Origin of the sequence: Aetokthonos hydrillicola CCALA 1050, assembly GCF_017591665.1 — a bacterium.
GTDB lineage: Bacteria > Cyanobacteriota > Cyanobacteriia > Cyanobacteriales > Nostocaceae > Aetokthonos > Aetokthonos hydrillicola.
The window spans coordinates 1-1,019 of sequence record NZ_JAAKGC010000455.1 but is presented as its reverse complement, the minus strand read 5'-3'; the positions used below and the strand labels follow the sequence as shown (position 1 = coordinate 1,019).

The following is a 1,019-nucleotide window of genomic DNA, read 5'->3' as shown; positions in this document are numbered from 1 at the left end:
TGACTCATCCATTTTCAGTTACGTTTCGTATCGTATTCAATCAATTCATTCAAGAAATAAAACATTCCCTGTTCACACTAATACCAGAAGCCAAAGTTGTTAAATGGACTCTGGCAAAGAACGTAGATTTATTAACTTACAATTCTTCTTCATCGACTAACCTGATTTTTAAAAGTCTTTAAACCAGGTTTCGACTTTATTTAAATTTAATCCAGATTCCTAAGCATTTTTCAAATTCAATAAGGGGCGTGCATCATAAATTTAAAAGATAAAGCCAAAGCAACCACCCTAATGTTGAAGTAATAGTTAGGTGTAACTAGTGAACAAAGGAGATATAAATGAGAACAAAAGTAGGGCTGTGGATTGACCATAGGAAGGCTATTGTCGTGGCTGTTACGGAGAAAGAGGAACAGATAACACAGATAATATCGGAGGTAGAAAAACAGCTCAGGCGTTCTGGTGATTCACCTCTTAAGGGTAATTATGAATCACTTCAGGTACCGGCAGATGATAGCCGCCAGAGAACTTTTACGGGAGAACTCAATATTTACTATGATGCGGTTATTGCGTCTATTCGTGATGCAGAGTCTATTCTGATATTTGGTCCAGGTGAGGCAAAGGATGAACTGAAAAAACGTCTTGAAGGAAAGAACCTCGGTGGACGCGTCGTAGGTATTGTAACAGTTGACAAAATGACGGATCGTCAGATTGCGGCAAAAACTCGACAGCACTTTGCCAAGTAGTGTTAGGCAGCAAAAAGATTTACCCCAAAGAGAAAATTACTTTATGACGAAGTTAAGCCAGACTGCCAATTCATCCAAAAAGGCTAAAACGAGATCTAGCCCGTCTGTAGATTCATCCAAAGCGCTCATTGATATTGCTCAGCGTGATGTGGACGGAGTTCTGCACTTATTTGACACTTCTGAGTCGGGGCTAAGTGAAACTGAAGCCAAGCGACGGTTAGCAAAATCTGGGCTGAATGAGATCGCTCGCGACAAACCGATCAAGTGGTATGTCCC

At 40.4% G+C, this 1,019-nt stretch carries 3 protein-coding genes; all 3 read left to right on the top strand.

Features of this window, described 5'->3' with window-relative positions; translation table 11 throughout:
* Positions 1–182 (top strand): hypothetical protein (locus G4P69_RS38855; RefSeq protein WP_208355395.1); only part of this gene is annotated, 182 nt, incomplete at its 5' end.
* Between the two features lie 156 nt (positions 183–338).
* A complete protein-coding gene (locus G4P69_RS38850) occupies positions 339–743 on the top strand; it encodes a hypothetical protein (RefSeq protein WP_208355392.1) in 405 nt (134 codons plus the stop codon).
* A 43-nt stretch (positions 744–786) separates the two neighbouring features.
* Positions 787–1,019: cation-transporting P-type ATPase (locus G4P69_RS38845; protein ID WP_208355389.1), on the top strand; the 233-nt coding region annotated here is incomplete at its 3' end.

Excerpts from the sequence above, each read along its gene's own strand:
- G4P69_RS38850 (WP_208355392.1), top strand. The coding sequence starts at position 339 with ATGAGAACAAAAGTAGGGCTGTGGATTGACCATAGGAAGGCTATTGTC.